Here is a 17,162-nt window from a genome sequence, read left to right on the forward strand (position 1 = left end):
AATAAACAGAAAATTTATTTATGCTTTTTAAAAGAGAAATAATTTTTTTCTGGGAATGGTTAGTAGATTGTATCAACAGAGAAGTTTCTTTTGGAATTCTCTTTTTGTTGATTTTAGTCTTTTTTTCTACAGGTATTATTTTTTATTTCAGCTTAGATACAGAGCCAAATTGGGAGCAATTTGTTGTATTAGTCAGTATATTTCTTGGAATATTGTACATTTCATATCCCTGCAGGAAGATATGGCTTATCTTTGGGTTTATGTTCTGTATGATGTTGGGTTCTTTGGCTGCGAAAATAGAAACGTGGCGTATATGTACACCAATGTTAAGCAATGATGTTTTTACTACCCTGACAGGAAGAATTGTTTCTATTGATTCAATGAAAAAAGGGGGATTTCGTTTAGTTTTGGATGTTTTAAAAACAGAAAAGCCCACATTAAGTCATGGACCTAATCGTGTTCGTTTATCGGCAAGGCATTTGCCGCATGGGGTAGAAGTTGGCGATGGGCTTTATGGACGAGTTAAAATGCTTGCATTATCTGGTCCAGTGCGTCCAGGAAGTTACGATTTTAGTTTTCACAATTATTTTAAGGGAATTGGTGCTCGAGGAGTTTATTTAGGGAAACCAGTCAAGATACCTATTGCACAGTCTTATACAATATTCGGCATAGTTCTTCAAAAAATTGAAAATTTACGGATGAATATGACTCAAAAAATTAGTATGGAAATTGGTGGAGAAAATGGAAGTATTGCAGCTGCTCTCATAACGGGACAACGGGGCGGTATTTCAAGCAGTACCAATGAAATATTGCGTGCGGCTGGATTAGCGCATATTTTATCAATATCAGGTTTACATATGGCTTTGCTAAGCGGTATAGTTCTTGTTAGCGTTCGTAGTTTCTTAGCATTTTTTACAATTTTCTCATCCCATTATTCTATTAAAAAATTTGCTGCTGTTTTTGCATTAATAATTACAGCTTTTTATTTGATATTATCCGGTGTGACAGTATCTGCACAAAGAAGTTTTTTGATGATTGCAGTAATGTTAGTTGCTGTCTTGTGTAATCGTTCCGCTGTAACAATGCGTAATTTCTCTGTTGCAGGTTTGATAATTTTAGCTATTTCCCCTCATGAAATATTAAGTCCTAGTTTTCAAATGTCTTTTTCTGCAACGACAGCCCTGATTGCTTTTTTTGATTGGTGGAATAAAAAATTATCTTTTCGTATAAAGAAAATAAGGCCATCTCATATTGTTGGTAAAGCGATTTATTTCGCTTTTTTATCAATTATGTCAACATGTGTATCTTCGTTTGTTGCGGGTACTGCAAGTGGAATTTATTCTGTTTATCATTTTTCTAATCTTGCATTTTTCAGTATTATCAGTAATGCTTTAGCCCTGCCTATTATATCAGTATTAATCATACCATTTGGGTTAATTTCGGCACTCGCAATGCTTTTAGGGTTAGAGTGGCTGCCTTTACAAGTCATGGGATTTGGTATTGGTCTAGTAACAAAAATTGCTTATTTTATAAGTACTGCTTTTCCTGCGTTCAATTCTGGATTTATGCCATCATCTGCATTGATTTTGTTTAGTATAGGTTTGGTTGGACTCACTTTTAGTAAAACATGCATTAGATTCTTTTTTATTTTGTTTGTTTTGGCTGGTTTTTATATTTGTTTAACGCGTCCACCTATTCAGTTAATTATAGCAGATGATCTAAAGTTTGTGGGTCTTATAGATGGTGGAAAATTGTATACGGATCGCTATTATATCTCTAAATTTACAGCATCCATATGGAAAAAATCATTTGGAGTAAATGATATTATTAAGCCAGCAAAATATGGCCCTCCATTTAGTGCGCAATTTGTTTGTGAAAACTATATTTGTGCAGCCATGTTAAAAAATGGGCTAAAAGTTATCGTTTTACGTGATAAAATGGATCAATGCATTGAAGCAGATATCGTGATTAAGGCATCTGCAGCAGATAACAAAATATGTGATCAAAAAGCACAAATGACATTTACTTTCCAACAGTTGTTATCACGAGGAAGTGTCATGATGACAAAAAATAAGGATATTATTTGGTCTTCTATGGGGTTTAATAGACCATGGAATATGCACAGAAAAATGCACAAAAAAGAAACTTATTAAACATTACCAATCTACATTAATATACATGCCTCAATGATTTAAAAATGTGAATAGCTTTTAAAAGAGATAAAATATTAATTATTTTATTGTATTGCTGACTAAAGATGGTGAATGAATTTATGGCTGAATAAAGCAATAAGCTATTTTGATTATCCGTTTGCAATGAATATTGCTGATTCATGAAAGGGTTGAATGATTTATGGATGTTCAACAGTTAAAAAAAATGGCGGCAGCTAAAGCGCTTGAATTTGTTCAAGATGGTATGACAGTTGGTATAGGAACCGGCTCTACAGCAAATGAGTTTATTCGCCTTCTTGGTGAGCGTATTGCAGGCGGTTTGCGTATAACGGGTGTTGCTACTTCATGCTATTCTGAACAACTGTGTCGTAAATTTGGGGTGCCTGTCACTACTTTAGAACAAATACCTGAGCTTGATATGGATATTGACGGGGCAGATGAAATCGGACCAGATATGGCTTTGATAAAAGGCGGAGGTGGGGCGTTGCTACGTGAAAAAATTGTTGCGTCGGCATCTCGTGCGATGCTTGTTATAGCTGATGAAACAAAGATGGTAAAAACGCTTGGCGCTTTTGCATTGCCGATTGAAGTCAATCAATTTGGTTTTCATGCCACACAGAGAGCCATAAAAAAAGCCGCTGATAGCTTAGGGCTTTCAGGAAAGATTGTATTACGTATGAGTGGAGAAAAGCCGTTTGAAACGGATGGTGGCCATTTCATTCTTGACGCATTTTGGGGGCGTATTTTACAGCCAAAATTATTATCAGATTCTCTTCTTGCAATTCCAGGCGTTGTCGAGCACGGTCTTTTTTTAGGGTTAGCTTCTCGCGCAATTATAGCGATGAAAAGTGGTCAAATAAAAGTCTTAGAACCGTTTGATTTTTAAATAGAGAAATTTACATGTCAGTGTATCAGCGGAATAAAAAGGAGCGTTAACGGTCTTTAGCAGAATAAAAAATTTAAATTATAATTAATCATTAGGGTTATCATTACATGAAAACAATATTTTCTTTTCAGCGTTTTGTAGCATGTTTTAGCGCAGTTGCTTTCTCAGTTGTAAATGTTGGGATGGTTTTTGCGCATGATGTGAGTGAGAAGCATTTAAATGCAGCTAAAAAGGCTATCAGTGCTATTCATGCAACCGATCAATTTGATAGTTTTTTACCAGCTGCAGCGCGTGATCTTAAAAATGAGTTAATAGGTGACGATCCAAATTTAGCAACAGATATTTCTAAGATTGTTGATAAGCAGGCTCTCGCTTTAGCTAAGCGGCGTTCTTCTTTAGAAAAAGAAGTTGCTCATGTGTATGCTAAATATTTTACTCAGGAAGAGCTTGATAAAATCACGGCGTTTTATACTTCTGATACTGGTAAGAAGTTTTTATTAGAGGTTCCAAATATTGCACGTGATGCTTATTCTACATTTGATGTGTGGCGTTCTGTTATTATGCAGGATCTTGTAAATAATGTAAAAAAGGAAATGTCTGAAACACTTAATTTAGACAAGCCTGTTACATCTACGGCTAATTCTTCAATAAATAAAAAGTAGCTTAATTAGTACCATTATAATAATAAAATTTTCTACTTATTAAAAAAAACGGCGAGCAACCGCCGTTTTTAAAAGAATAGACCTTTTTGGTTATTGTTTTATGTAAAATAACATTTGGGGATGAAAAGGGCTTTTATTCAGTCATTAATAGCAATATCCTATTATTTAAATTGTGCACGTATAAGAAGGGATAATTTGTGGGATATTTTGATTTCGACTTATTTGTTATTGGTAGTGGTTCTGGTGGGGTGCGTGCTGCACGTCTTGCTGGAGCACTTGGTAAGCGTGTAGCTATAGCGGAAGAGTATCGAGTAGGGGGTACCTGTGTTATTCGTGGTTGTGTACCTAAAAAACTGTATGTTTACGCATCACAATATGCAGACAAGTTTCGTAAAAGTGTTGGCTTTGGATGGAAATATGCTGATCCAGTTTTTAGTTGGGAAAAATTAGTTGCCGCTAAAAATCAAGAAATATCAAGATTAGAAAAACTTTATCGCAAAGGATTACAAGATAATAATGTTCGTATTTATGAAAGCCGGGCGGTTTTTATAGATGATCATACATTAGAGATTTGCGCAACAGGTGAGAGGGTAAGAGCAGAAAAAATTTTGATCGCAACAGGAGCAAAAAGTGTTCCAAACACTTCAATTAAGGGCGGCGGTTTGTGTCTTACTTCTAATGAGGTTTTTGATCTTAAAACATTACCAAGCTCAATAGTAATTATTGGTGGTGGGTATATTGGTGTTGAATTTGCTAATATTTTTCATGAGTTAGGTGTGAAGACAACGTTACTTCATCGTGGCGATTTAATTCTTCGTAACTTTGATTTTGATTTACGGCAGTTTCTCAGTACTGCAATGATTGAAAAAGGGATTTCTATTATTTATGGAGAAAAAGTTTCTCAAATTCAATCCACAGAGAGTTGTTTTGATGTTGTTTTATCAAGCGGACAAATTATTAGTTCTGATCAAGTTATGTTAGCTATGGGTCGTGTACCTAATACGATAGGTTTAGGAGTTGAGCAGGCAGGGATTAAAGTGAATAAATTTGGTGCAATTATTGTTGATAAATTTATGACAACTAATGTACCCCACATTTGGGCAGTTGGTGATGTGACGGGTCATGTTCAACTGACTCCTGCTGCAATTCATGATGCAATGTGTTTTGTTAAAACTGCGTTTGAGAATATTCCCACTGCCCCTGATTATGATTTAATTCCAACAGCGGTTTTTTCGCAGCCAGAAATTGGAACAGTTGGTATTTCAGAAGAGGATGCGGTACACCGTTATAAGCATGTGGAAATTTATCGTACTACTTTCCGCCCTATGTACAATGTTTTTTCCGATAGTTCAGAAAAAGTGTTTATGAAGCTAATCGTTGATGGTGAAAGTCGTATTGTTTTAGGAGCACATATATTAGGTGATGGAGCTGGCGAAATGGCCCAGCTTATAGGGATATCTCTGAAAGGAAAGCTAACAAAAGATGTATTTGATAAAACTATGGCTGTACATCCAACTGTAACTGAAGAATTAGTGACAATGTATAAACCAAGCTACGTATATAAAAACGGAAAAAAAGTGGAAAACTGAAAAGAAAGATTGCGATAATAAATAAGGCTTTTGATATAAGTTGTGAGCACAATGCTTGGAGAGAGAGTGTGATGATAAAAGAGTGGTCGCCTAATTCTTGGAGAACAAGGCCAATTAAGCAGGTTCCAACTTATCCAAATAAATCCGCTTTAGAAGAGGTTGAGCGGAAGTTGCGTAGTTACCCTCCTTTGGTATTTGCTGGTGAGGCACGTGATTTAAGAAGTGAGTTAGCTACAGTTGTAGAAGGCCAGGCTTTTTTATTACAAGGTGGAGATTGTGCAGAAAGTTTTGCGGAACATAAAGCGGATAATATACGTGATTTTTTTCGTGTATTTTTGCAAATGGCGATTGTTTTAACTTTTGGAAGTTTTAAACCGATTGTTAAGGTTGGTCGCATTGCTGGTCAATTTGCAAAGCCACGCTCTTTTGAAATAGAAAAAAAGGGGGAAATTGAACTTCCTGTTTATAGAGGAGATATTATTAATGGTATAGATTTTAACGCAGATTCCCGTATCCCTGATCCACAGCGTATGTCTATGGCTTATCGTCAGTCTGCGGCAACACTTAATTTATTGCGTGCTTTTTCACAAGGAGGGTATGCTAATTTAGAAAATATTCATACATGGATGTTGAGTTTTATTTCTAATAGCCCACAGGGAGAACGCTATGAGTTATTAGCAAAACGTATTTCTGAAGCAATCAACTTTATGCGTTCTATAGGGATTACGTACAAAGCAAATTCTGTATTACGCGAAACATCTTTTTATACCAGTCATGAAGCGCTTTTGTTAGGTTATGAAGAGGCTTTGACACGGATTGATTCGACTTCTGGAAATTGGTATGCGACGTCTGGTCATATGTTGTGGATTGGTGATCGTACGCGTCAGATTGATCATGCTCATGTTGAGTATTGTCGTGGTATTAAAAATCCTATTGGCTTAAAATGTGGTCCCTCCATTCAGCCTGATGAGCTCTTAGATTTGATTGATATTCTCAATCCTGAAAATGAGCCCGGTCGACTGACACTCATTACTCGCTTTGGTTATGATAAAATTGAGAATTATCTCCCAAAACTGATTCGTGTAGTTGAACGTGAAAAACGCAAAGTTATATGGTCATGTGATCCGATGCATGGCAATACGATTATTTTAAATGGTTATAAAACACGTCCTTTTGATTATGTTTTGAAGGAAGTGGAAAAGTTTTTTTCAGTCCATTATAGTGAGGGAACTTATCCTGGTGGGCTTCATATTGAAATGACAGGGTGTGATGTAACAGAGTGTACAGGTGGTGCACATGCTATTTCTGAAAAAAATTTATCTGATCGCTATCACACATATTGTGATCCACGATTAAATGCAGATCAAGCATTGGAATTAGCGTTTCTTGTTGCTGAGCTCCTTAAAAAAAATCGTGATACTAATCCAGTATCTATGATTATGAATAGTTAAATAGTAATTATTTTTAAGATATTAAGAATAAAAAATATTCTTTGTGCTTAAATATAATTACGGTCGCCAATTAATAAAATGATACAAAATGATTTTCGTATAACAGTTGCTCAATTAAATCCTGTTGTTGGTGATATTGAGGGGAATCTTTCTCTTGCAGTGATGGCTCATCAAGAAGCTAAAAAAGATGGAGCCGATCTTGTTTTATTCTCTGAGCTTTTTATTAGTGCTTACATGCCTGAGGATATTGTTCTTAAACCAGCTTTTACGAAGGCATGTGCAGATTCTGTTCAAAAATTAGCAAAGGTAACTGAAGAAGGGCCAGGAATTATAATTGGTATTCCACTAAGGCATGATGATAATATTTATAACGGTGCTTTATTACTTGATAAAGGTAGGATAGTGGATGAAGTCTTGAAGTTTGACTTGCCAAATTATGCTGAATTTGACGAAAAGCGTGTATTCTCGCCTGGTCCTCGTCCTAAGCCTATTATTTATCGAGGAATAAAAATAGGTATAGTCATTTGTGAAGATATTTGGAATGATTCTTCAGTTTGTGTGGATTTCCGTAACGAAGGGGTTGAGATTATTCTTGTCCTTAATGGATCTCCCTATTGTCGTAAAAAAACATTAAGGCGTATAGACGTTGTACAGAGTCAAGCTGTTAGGTCAGGCCTTCCAATTATTTACGCTAATCAAGTTGGTGGGCAAGATGAGTTAGTCTTTGATGGGGGGTCTTTTGCATTAAATCAACAAGGTCAAATAGCATTTCAAATGAAACATTTTGAAAATCATATTGCTTTAAGTCATTGGAAACGAGAATCTACAGGATGGCAATGTATTTTGGGTCCAGATGAAAGTTTGCTCAACGGATTGGCGGCTGATTATCAAGCTTGTGTTTTAGGATTGGGAGATTATGTCAATAAAAACCGTTTTAAGGATGTTGTTCTAGGTCTTTCAGGAGGAATTGATTCGGCACTTTGTGCAGCAATGGCGGTAGATGCTCTTGGTCCTGAAAGGGTTCGAACTGTAATGATGCCATATCATTATACTTCTCAAGAATCATTAAAAGACGCTCAAGATTGTGCTCGTCTTTTAGGATGTTACTATGAAACAATACCTATTGTACAACCTGTTGAGGTGCTTTTGAGTGTAATGAGACCTGTTTTTCTAAATTTGCCATCTGATATTACAGAAGAAAATCTTCAAAGTCGTGTGCGTGGGCTTATTTTAATGGCTATTTCAAATAAATTGGGTTCAATGGTAATCACAACAGGCAATAAATCAGAAATGGCTGTCGGATATGCTACACTTTATGGTGATATGAATGGAGGATTTAATCCTATTAAAGATATTTATAAAATGCAAGTATATGCATTAGCTGAATGGCGCAATAAAAATCATTTACAAAATTGGAAAGGGCCAGAAGGAGTTGTAATTCCATCCAATATTATACGAAAAACGCCTTCAGCAGAGCTTCGAGAAAATCAGAAAGACGAGGATTCTCTACCTCCATATCCCATTTTAGATGATATTTTGCAATCTCTGATAGAGGATGACATGAGCATTTGTGATATTGTTAAACGTGGACATCTACGAGAAATAGTTGAGAAAGTTGAAAACCTTCTTTACTTAGCTGAATATAAGAGAAGACAATCTGCACCTGGCGTGAAAATCAGTTATAAGCATTTGGGACGTGATCGTCGTTATCCTATCGTCAATCGTTTTCGTGATAAAAGTTGAGCATTATTTTATGATAAAAGTTCGTTTTGCCCCATCGCCAACAGGTTATATTCACGTTGGTAATACCCGTATTGCATTATTTAATTGGCTATATGCTCAAAAAAATAATGGTGTATTTATTTTACGTTATGATGATACAGATATTGAACGTTCTAAACAAGAATATGCTGATTCTATTCTAGTTGATCTTGAGTGGCTTGGTATAAAACCGAATGAAGTTTATTATCAATCTAAACGAATGAATAGATATGATGAGGTTGTAGAAAAGCTAAAAAAAATAGGTCTCCTTTACCCTTGTTATGAAACTGCAGAAGAGTTGGAGTTGCGTCGCAAGGTTCAGCTCTCACGTAAAAAGCCTCCCATTTATGATCGCGATGCATTAAAATTGACATCAGAAAACAAAAAAAATCTTGAAGCTCAAGGTCGTAAACCTCATTGGCGCTTTCTTTTACCTAATTTTGATAACCATCCTTTGCAGACTAAGAGAACAGAAGTTTATTGGGAAGACCTTGTTAAGGGAAAACAAGTTATTGATTTGGCGTCTCTTTCAGACCCTGTTTTAATTCGTGAAGATGGAAGTTATCTTTATACATTGCCATCTGTTGTTGATGATATAGATATGGGCATTACCCACATTATTCGTGGAGATGATCATATTACCAATACAGGGGCTCAAATTGCTCTTTTTGAAGCTTTAAATGTGAAGCCACCTGCTTTTGGTCATATCAATTTATTGAGTACAACATCAGGAAAAGGGCTTTCAAAACGTGATGGTGATTTTTCTATTCATTCTTTACGAGAGGACGGGTTTGAATCTATAGCGGTTCAGTGTTTTTCTGTTTTGATTGGAACTTCCCAAAATGTCTACCCTTATCCTCATCAAGAAGCTCTTTTAGAACATTTTAATATTCAAGATACGTCAAGGTCGGTAGCAAAGTTTGATGTTACTGATCTTCTTTCTTTAAATAAACATCTCGTTCATGAATTAACTTATGAGCAAGTTAAAACACGATTAAAAAATCTTTCTATTGATGGAGAAAAGGTAGAGTACTTCTGGAATACAATAAGAGGGAATATTAATAAAGTAAATGATGCTGTTTTATGGTGGAATATTATTCACATTGATCAAAGCTTTGATAAAGTAGCGCTTGAAGATCGTGCATTTGTGCGTCAATCTGCGAATTTTTTACCTAAAGGTGTATTAGATAATGAAAGTTGGAAGCAGTGGACAACGACATTAAAAGAAAAAACGGGGCGTAAAGGAAAGCCATTGTTTATGCCATTACGTCAAGCGCTTACAGGGATGGATCATGGTCCTGAAATGGGGAAGTTTTTACAGCTTTTAGGGCGTGATAAAGCAATACAAAGATTGACTACTTAAAGAGAAATAAAAGATATTCAGGTTGAGACATTTAATTAATTTTTCTGTATTGCAAGAGTTAAAAATTTTCCGTGCCTTAATTGAGGTAGGTATCATTTAAGGGCGAATTTTTATAAGCATAAACGCTGGTATATCATCGCCAAATCCAGGGAAAGTGTGGTTTTTATTTTTTTGAGAACGGTGTCGTTCAAGTGAATCCTCTTTATTATTGATATTGGAAATATGATTCACTTTGTTGTCTTTTAAAGATTTTTTAGTTTGCGTAGTACGCTTTTTATAAGTAGCTTTCTTTAAGGGTTTTGTAAATTTTGTTTTTGAAATAGTATTATCTTCATGATCGTTATCGCCTTTTTCTAAAGTAGATAAATCTCCATCAAGCCATTCAATTTTCTCATTACTTATTTTTTCAATAGCGTTGATATAATTTTGATCATTTTTAGTGACAATCGTAAAAGCCTTTCCGCTACGATTCGCACGTCCTGTGCGACCAATGCGATGAATATAGTCTTCAGCATGTGTAGGCACATCATAATTGAAGACATGGCTAACAGCTGGGATATCAAGTCCACGAGCGGCAACATCAGAAGCAACGAGAAGTGTAAGTTTGTTATCTTTAAAATCAGCCAGTGTATTCATACGTGAGTGTTGGTCCATATCTCCATGAAGTACACCCACATTAAAATTATATTTGACGAGAGATTTAAAAAGTTCAGAAATATCTCTTTTTCTGTTGCAAAAAATAATAGCGTTTTTAAGTTCATTCCCTTCATTATTTATAAGGCTTCGCAGAACAGCTCTTTTATCCCATGCTTTACTTTCAGATTTAACGAGCCTTTGTGTGATTGTTTTCGCTGTTGAGGATGCTTTTGTAACCTCAACGGACACAGGAAAATGTAAAAACTGCTTTGCCAATTTTGTAATTTCCGGAGCCATTGTGGCTGAGAAAAACAAAGTTTGACGTGTAAAAGGGGTCAATTTACAGATGCGTTCAATATCAGGAATAAAGCCCATATCTAACATACGATCAGCTTCATCAATAACGAGAATCTCAACACCCATTAGAAGTAATTTTCCGCGTTCAAAATGATCAAGAAGCCGTCCTGGTGTCGCTATAAGAACATCAGCACCTCGTTCAAGTTTACGATCTTGGTGTTCAAAAGAAACACCACCAATCAATAGCGTAACATTTAAACGATGATTTATTCCATATTTATCAAAATTCCCTTCAACTTGAGCTGCAAGTTCCCGTGTAGGCTCTAGGATAAGGGTACGAGGCATTCGTGCTCTTGGACGGCCTTTTTCAAGTAGTGTAAGCATAGGCAAAACAAAAGAGGCTGTTTTACCAGTTCCTGTTTGAGCAATCCCCAAAACATCTTTTTTTTGGAGTACATGAGGAATTGTTCCACTTTGAATAGGGGTTGGAGCCGTATATCCCGCTAATTTTATTGCTTTAATAACTTTTGCGGAAAGACCTAAATCATCAAAACTATTTAAAGATGGTATCATTTTTTTGTCAATTGCTTTGCAACTTTAATCTAGTTATCCAAATTATTAGTAAGATTATAAAAATTTCATATCAATAAAGATGGTTAAGACGCATTTACAAAAAAGTCAACTATAACGGCTATATACATAAAAGTATATATAATAATTAATAGCGAAATTGTTCTGATAAAATACGTTCATCCCATGAATGGTTAGAGTCAAAAAGAATTGAGACTGTTACTTCAGAGGCTGATGAAATGGTAACTGAATGGACAGATTTAACTTCAACATTATCAGCTGCGGCATTTACGGGACGCTTATTAGGTTCCAACATATCAAAGTGCACTGTTGCAGTGTTTGGAAGCAACGCACCATGCCATCGCCGAGGGCGAAAGGGACTAACGGGGGTAAGCGCCATGAGGGGGGCCATGAGCGGTAAAATAGGTCCTTGCGCTGATAAATTATATGCGGTAGATCCTGCTGGTGTGGCAACGAGAATACCATCACAACATAATTGCTCCATGCGTACGTTGTGATCGATGCTAATACGAATTTTAGCTGCTTGATAAGATTGACGAAATAAAGATACCTCATTGATTGCTAGTGCTTCAACATAGCCTTGATATTCAGCTTTAGCAATCATACGCAACGGGTGTATTTCCTTTTTGTGTGCAATTGCAATGCGGTTTGGCAATTCTTTCTCATGAAACTCGTTCATCAAAAATCCTACAGAGCCTTGATTCATGCCATAAATAGGTTTTCCAGTATTCATAACATCTCGGGCAGTTTGTAACATTGTACCATCACCACCGATTGCGACAACAACATCAGCTTCAGTGAGGGAGCAATGGCCATAAATGGAAATTAATTTATTGGTAGCTTTAGTAGCTTCTTCAGTTTCAGCTGAGATGAAATGAAGGTGTTTTGGTGGCGTAGTCATTAAGAGTTATCCTGATACTTGTCGTGTATTTTTACTGTAATTTGAAAGAGTTTTGAAGTCGTAATAAAATTTTTTATAATTTTTATAAAAAGAGAGTTTTGTAAGAAATGATTTACTAGAGGTAAAGTTACCATTACTTTTTAGAATCAGAAGATTTCGTTTTGCATAAACGGTAGGTATAATATCCTTTATATTTCTTTAGAGTGTTGATTCATTCTTGAAGATAAGGGCATGATGAGTTAAAAGGATACAGTCGATTTCAATACTTTATTGCATGCACCCGTAGCTCAGTTGGATAGAGCGCTGCCCTCCGAAGGCAGAGGTCACAGATTCGAATTCTGTCGGGTGCACCAAGCTTAGCAATTTTATTTCTAATTTAAAGGTTATTAAGATTATTTTTTTAGATAAAAATAATAATAAAATTACTTTAGAATAAAAAAATAATTGTCTCAAATAGATTATTTAAAAAATGTAAGTCAAAAAAGGGGAGGGAGATGAAGATTTTATTTTATAAAATAATTTTATTATTATTTTTGTAATAAAAAATATTTGTGTATTGTTATAGATGTAAAATATTTGTTTTTTTATTTCTTGTAGAATATTTCAAAAAGTTTCTGCTATTTCTGTTTGGTAGATTAAAAAACTAGTAAAGATTTCTTATCTAATAGATACCGATCTGTCATATATGTCAGTATTATAGAGCAGCTCTTTTTTATTTCATAAAAAAACAATCAAATGATCACGCTTTAAGTAAACAAGAAAGAAATTTATGACTATTATACTAAATCCTGGAGAAGTAACACTCAGCGAGCTTGAGGCTGTTTATTTTAATGGTGAGGTGGGTAAACTTCATAGTGATACATATTTAGCAATTAAAAAAGGCGCAGACCGCATTTCTGAAATTGTTACGGGCGATAAGGCAGTCTATGGTATCAATACTGGTTTTGGGAAATTGGCTTCAATTAAAATTGATGCGAATGATGTAACTGTTTTGCAAAGAAACCTTATTTTATCGCATTGTTGTGGGGTGGGAGATCCATTAGAAGAAGATATTGTGCGTTTAATGATGACTTTAAAGCTCATTTCTTTAGGAAGAGGGGTTTCTGGTGTTCGTTTAGAACTGGTGCATTTATTAGAAAGTATGCTTGAAAATGGAGTTATTCCTGTCATTCCTCAAAAAGGATCAGTTGGTGCATCAGGTGATCTCGCTCCTCTTGCTCATATGGCGGCTGTCATGATGGGAGAGGGAGAAGCTTTCTTTCAAAATACTCGCATGAGTGGTGCTATTGCTTTAGAGAAGGCAGGATTATCTCCTATTACTTTAGAAGCAAAAGAAGGTTTAGCTCTTATTAACGGTACACAAACATCGACTGCACTTGCGCTTGCTGGTCTTTTTCGAGGTTACCGAGCATTGTGTGGTGGACTTCTTTCAGGAGCTTTGACAATAGATGCTGCCATGGGGTCGACAGCGCCATTTCATCCTGATATCCATGTTTTACGTGGCCATTATGGGCAAATTGTTGTATCAAAAACATTAAAAACGCTTGTAGAAGGTTCAGAAATTCGATCTGTACATTTGCATGATGATAAGCGTGTCCAAGATCCTTACTGTATGCGTTGTCAGCCGCAGGTTATGGGTGCGTGTTTTGATATTCTTATGGGAGCAGCAAAGACACTTATTATTGAAGCAAATGCAGTTACAGATAATCCGTTGATTTTAAGTGATGGTGAGGTTGTCTCAGGTGGAAATTTTCATGCAGAGCCTGTGGCATTTGCTGCCGATCAGATTGCTCTTGCTTTATGTGAAATAGGATCAATTTCTCAAAGACGTATTGCTCTTATGGTTGATCCAGCAATTTCTTATGGGCTTCCAGCATTTTTGGCAAAAAATGCGGGTCTTAATTCAGGTTTTATGATTGCTGAGGTAACATCAGCTGCTTTAATGTCTGAGAATAAACAGATGGCTTATCCCGCTTCTGTTGATTCAACACCGACTTCAGCAAATCAAGAAGATCATGTTTCAATGGCTTGCCATGGTGCTCGTCGATTATTGGCAATGAGTGAAAATCTTTTTACTATTGTTGGTATTGAAACGCTTATTGCTACACAAGGAATTGAATATCGTGCTCCCTTTAAAACAAGTCCTTTATTACAGTCTGTTGTAGAACATGTGCGCAAAGATATTGATTCTCTTGAGGAAGATCGTTACATGGCTGAAGATATTCATAAAGGCCATGTCCTTGTAAGTGAAGGACATTTGTTATCCATTTTGCCAGAAAAAACTTTTCCGCAATTAATACAAAAATAATGCTTTCTTTTCAAGTTGATGAGGGAAGGAAGGTAATCAATTTTGGTATTTTATTTATAAAATGAGTGGAACAAATAACATATTAAAATAAATTATGATATAATTTTTGTTGGTTATTTGTTTCCATAGCTCGATATCCATAGTCAGGGATTGCTCTGATATTATGCTTTATGGTGATTAATTTATTATTACAAGTTGATAAAACATAATATTAGGGATGTCTTTTTGTTGTTTTTAGTTCAATCTAGCCCAAATTATAAAATATAGATTCCCCCTTTATGTATTTAAACAGTGATTATTTTTGTAAACTGGTAGAGGTTAATGCAAATATTTAGAAAGATAGACATTTAAGAATATTTTTTAGTCATAACTTTTGGCGGAAGAGAATTTGGTTGAAGGTGGTTGGAACTTTTAAGAGATGGATTGTGTTTACAATTACTCAAAGCTGTTAAAATTAGTAGGCTTCGTTGCACAATTGCTTAATTTATTTCATTATGATTTTAAAAACACTGGTTCATAAGTTGTTTTGTATAATTTATGGAGTATAAAAAGTCATGAAGAGTTTATTAACATATTAATATAATTTAGCACGATTAATATCGTTAATAAACTTTAAAGCTTCTAATTTGTGGATTCAGAAGAGTATGTAGTGGAGAATACTACAATAAATAAAGTGTTTTTCAAAAAATAGAGAATATGAAAATGGGTTAAATGATAATTATAGAAAATTTTATAATTTCTTGGTTTAAAAAATGATAAAAATCTAAGCTGTTAAAGAAATTGAATAATTTACGATGAAAGTATTTTTTTATTTCTTAGGATAGAGTATCTCTGATTATCACTCAATGTTTTTTAAGATACATTTGTGCTGGAAATATAAGGTTTTATTTACCATAAAGCCGCGTTTTTTATCGGTTAGAGTCAGTATTACAATGAAGAGTTATAACAAAGAAGGAAAAAGATGGTAACAAATGAACTAAAACGAGGTATGAACAAGCGTCAGGTTATTTTTTTAGCTTTTGGCTCTTCGATTGGGACAGGTCTTTTTTATGGATCTGCACAAGCGATTAAACTTGCTGGACCAAGTGTTTTGATTGCTTATTGTATTTTTGGTTTAGTTATTTTTATGGTTATGCGGGCTCTTGGTGAGATGATTATCCATAATCCGTTACCTGGTTCTTTTGCTCGTTATGCTGCTAATTATATATCCCCATTAGCTGGTTTTTTAACAGGATGGACATATGTATTTGAAATGATTCTTGTCGGTTTAGCTGATATTACAGCTGTTGCAACTTATATGGGCTTTTGGTATCCCGATGTTGCTCCTTGGGTATGGGCACTCAGCATTACACTGATTATTACAGCAATTAATTTGTTAGCAGTAGAAGTATATGGAGAGTTAGAGTTTTGGCTATCTTCGATTAAAATTATTGCTATCATTGCGATGATTATTTTAGGAATAGCAATTATCTTATGGGGCTGGGATACAAGTATAAACTCTTCTGCTATTGGCATCGAAAATCTGTGGAAAAATGGTGGTGTTTTTCCTAACGGTTGGTTTGGTTTTTTGACTTGTTTTAGCGTGGTTATCTTTGCGTTTGGTGGCATAGAAATTATAGGTATGACAGTAATGGAAGTGAAAAATCCACATCAGACAATTTTAAAAGCAATTAATTATACTCCATTTCGTATTTTGCTGTTTTATATTATGACCTTAGCTACTTTAATGTCACTTTATCCTTGGAATAAAATTGGTCTTATGGGTAGCCCTTTTGTTTCAATTTTTGAAAAGCTTGGCATTTCATTTGCTGCAAATATTTTAAATATTGTTGTTGTCACCGCAGCTATTTCGGCAATGAATAGTGGAATGTACGGGGCTTGTCGTATGATACATGGGTTATCGCAGGAAGGTTATGCTTTAAAAAAATTCCAATATTTATCAAAAAATGGTGTGCCAATTCTTGTTATTTTGTTGATTTCTGTCATTTTTTTTCTTGGTGTTGTCCTTAACTATTTCTACCATGAAGGACTTTTTTTTCTCATTGCAGCAATGGCAACATTTGCCACAGTTTTTATTTGGATGATGATTTTACTGTCGCAAATTTTTATGCGTTTTAAGATGTCTAAAAAAGAGCAGAGTGATTTAAAGTTTCCAATTCCATTTTGGCCAATAGGATCAATTTTTTCTATTTTATTTATGATTTTTATTTTTATTTTATTGTTATTTTTTGATGATACACGACCAGCTTTATTTGTAGGGATTATTTGGGTTATCTTTCTTATTATTTGCTTTTACATGCTTAAATTTTTTGATTTAAAAAAAAGAAAAGAAGCACGGAAATGCGAATAAAGCTTCTGAGAAATAAATGATTAGTGGGCTAGTTACTGTATGTTGGAAAAAATGAGTAATTTCTTTAAAAAGTTAGCTTCTCATAATCCCTCTTCTAATGCGTGTGAGCGATTTTTTGCATATGCGATTTAATGTATATATGTAAATGCATAAATAAAAATAAGAAAAAATTTGCAAATTTTTATTTTTTTGTATT

The 17,162-nt window shown here is 34.9% G+C and carries 10 protein-coding genes, 1 tRNA gene and 1 pseudogene; 10 read left to right on the forward strand and 2 right to left on the reverse strand.

Annotated elements, in window-relative coordinates:
- Nucleotides 1-29 precede the first annotated feature (29 nt).
- From V5N68_RS05600 to gltX, 7 genes and pseudogenes are all read left to right on the forward strand, one after another.
- Nucleotides 30-2,153, forward strand: a pseudogene (locus V5N68_RS05600) (ComEC/Rec2 family competence protein); the annotation flags it as partial.
- 199 nt (nucleotides 2,154-2,352) lie between these two features.
- Nucleotides 2,353-3,057, forward strand: coding sequence for a ribose-5-phosphate isomerase RpiA (gene rpiA / locus V5N68_RS05605; protein ID WP_332066198.1), 705 nt, complete (start codon nucleotides 2,353-2,355; stop codon nucleotides 3,055-3,057).
- 107 nt (nucleotides 3,058-3,164) lie between these two features.
- The gene (locus tag V5N68_RS05610) at nucleotides 3,165-3,719 is read left to right on the forward strand and encodes a DUF2059 domain-containing protein (RefSeq protein WP_332066199.1); all 555 of its coding nucleotides are present in this window, start codon (nucleotides 3,165-3,167) and stop codon (nucleotides 3,717-3,719) included.
- Between the two features lie 197 nt (nucleotides 3,720-3,916).
- The gene (gene gorA / locus V5N68_RS05615) at nucleotides 3,917-5,308 is read left to right on the forward strand and encodes a glutathione-disulfide reductase (RefSeq protein WP_332066200.1); all 1,392 of its coding nucleotides are present in this window, start codon (nucleotides 3,917-3,919) and stop codon (nucleotides 5,306-5,308) included.
- A 71-nt stretch (nucleotides 5,309-5,379) separates the two neighbouring features.
- Nucleotides 5,380-6,759: a class II 3-deoxy-7-phosphoheptulonate synthase gene (locus tag V5N68_RS05620; RefSeq protein ID WP_332066223.1), complete on the forward strand. Its 1,380-nt coding sequence runs from the start codon at nucleotides 5,380-5,382 to the stop codon at nucleotides 6,757-6,759.
- A 78-nt stretch (nucleotides 6,760-6,837) separates the two neighbouring features.
- Nucleotides 6,838-8,502: an NAD+ synthase gene (locus V5N68_RS05625; RefSeq protein ID WP_332066201.1), complete on the forward strand. Its 1,665-nt coding sequence runs from the start codon at nucleotides 6,838-6,840 to the stop codon at nucleotides 8,500-8,502.
- Between the two features lie 10 nt (nucleotides 8,503-8,512).
- Entirely contained in the window at nucleotides 8,513-9,883 is a 1,371-nt protein-coding gene (gltX, locus tag V5N68_RS05630; protein WP_332066202.1) for a glutamate--tRNA ligase, read from the forward strand.
- Between the two features lie 96 nt (nucleotides 9,884-9,979).
- Here gltX and V5N68_RS05635 read toward each other — a convergent pair whose 3' ends face one another.
- Nucleotides 9,980-11,389, reverse strand: a complete 1,410-nt coding sequence (locus tag V5N68_RS05635; RefSeq protein ID WP_332066203.1) for a DEAD/DEAH box helicase — start codon at nucleotides 11,387-11,389, stop codon at nucleotides 9,980-9,982.
- Between the two features lie 145 nt (nucleotides 11,390-11,534).
- Nucleotides 11,535-12,308, reverse strand: coding sequence for an NAD kinase (locus tag V5N68_RS05640; protein ID WP_332066204.1), 774 nt, complete (start codon nucleotides 12,306-12,308; stop codon nucleotides 11,535-11,537).
- Between the two features lie 276 nt (nucleotides 12,309-12,584).
- On the opposite strand from V5N68_RS05640, the gene V5N68_RS05645 reads away from it, so the two are divergent.
- From V5N68_RS05645 to V5N68_RS05655, 3 genes are all read left to right on the forward strand, one after another.
- Nucleotides 12,585-12,661, forward strand: a tRNA-Arg gene (locus V5N68_RS05645).
- 416 nt (nucleotides 12,662-13,077) lie between these two features.
- Nucleotides 13,078-14,616, forward strand: coding sequence for a histidine ammonia-lyase (gene hutH / locus V5N68_RS05650; protein ID WP_332066205.1), 1,539 nt, complete (start codon nucleotides 13,078-13,080; stop codon nucleotides 14,614-14,616).
- A 961-nt stretch (nucleotides 14,617-15,577) separates the two neighbouring features.
- On the forward strand, nucleotides 15,578-16,966 hold the full coding sequence (locus V5N68_RS05655) for an amino acid permease (protein ID WP_332066206.1): 1,389 nt from the start codon (nucleotides 15,578-15,580) through the stop codon (nucleotides 16,964-16,966).
- The last annotated feature ends 196 nt before the right edge of the window (nucleotides 16,967-17,162 follow it).

It is taken from the genome of Bartonella eidoli (genome assembly GCF_036576145.1).
Lineage (GTDB): Bacteria > Pseudomonadota > Alphaproteobacteria > Rhizobiales > Rhizobiaceae > Bartonella.

Excerpts from the sequence above, each read along its gene's own strand:
- rpiA (WP_332066198.1), top strand. The coding sequence starts at position 2,353 with ATGGATGTTCAACAGTTAAAAAAAATGGCGGCAGCTAAAGCGCTTGAA.
- V5N68_RS05610 (WP_332066199.1), top strand. The coding sequence starts at position 3,165 with ATGAAAACAATATTTTCTTTTCAGCGTTTTGTAGCATGTTTTAGCGCA.
- V5N68_RS05620 (WP_332066223.1), top strand. The coding sequence starts at position 5,380 with ATGATAAAAGAGTGGTCGCCTAATTCTTGGAGAACAAGGCCAATTAAG.
- V5N68_RS05625 (WP_332066201.1), top strand. The coding sequence starts at position 6,838 with ATGATACAAAATGATTTTCGTATAACAGTTGCTCAATTAAATCCTGTT.
- gltX (WP_332066202.1), top strand. The coding sequence starts at position 8,513 with ATGATAAAAGTTCGTTTTGCCCCATCGCCAACAGGTTATATTCACGTT.
- V5N68_RS05635 (WP_332066203.1), bottom strand. The coding sequence starts at position 11,389 with ATGATACCATCTTTAAATAGTTTTGATGATTTAGGTCTTTCCGCAAAA.
- V5N68_RS05640 (WP_332066204.1), bottom strand. The coding sequence starts at position 12,308 with ATGACTACGCCACCAAAACACCTTCATTTCATCTCAGCTGAAACTGAA.
- hutH (WP_332066205.1), top strand. The coding sequence starts at position 13,078 with ATGACTATTATACTAAATCCTGGAGAAGTAACACTCAGCGAGCTTGAG.
- V5N68_RS05655 (WP_332066206.1), top strand. The coding sequence starts at position 15,578 with ATGGTAACAAATGAACTAAAACGAGGTATGAACAAGCGTCAGGTTATT.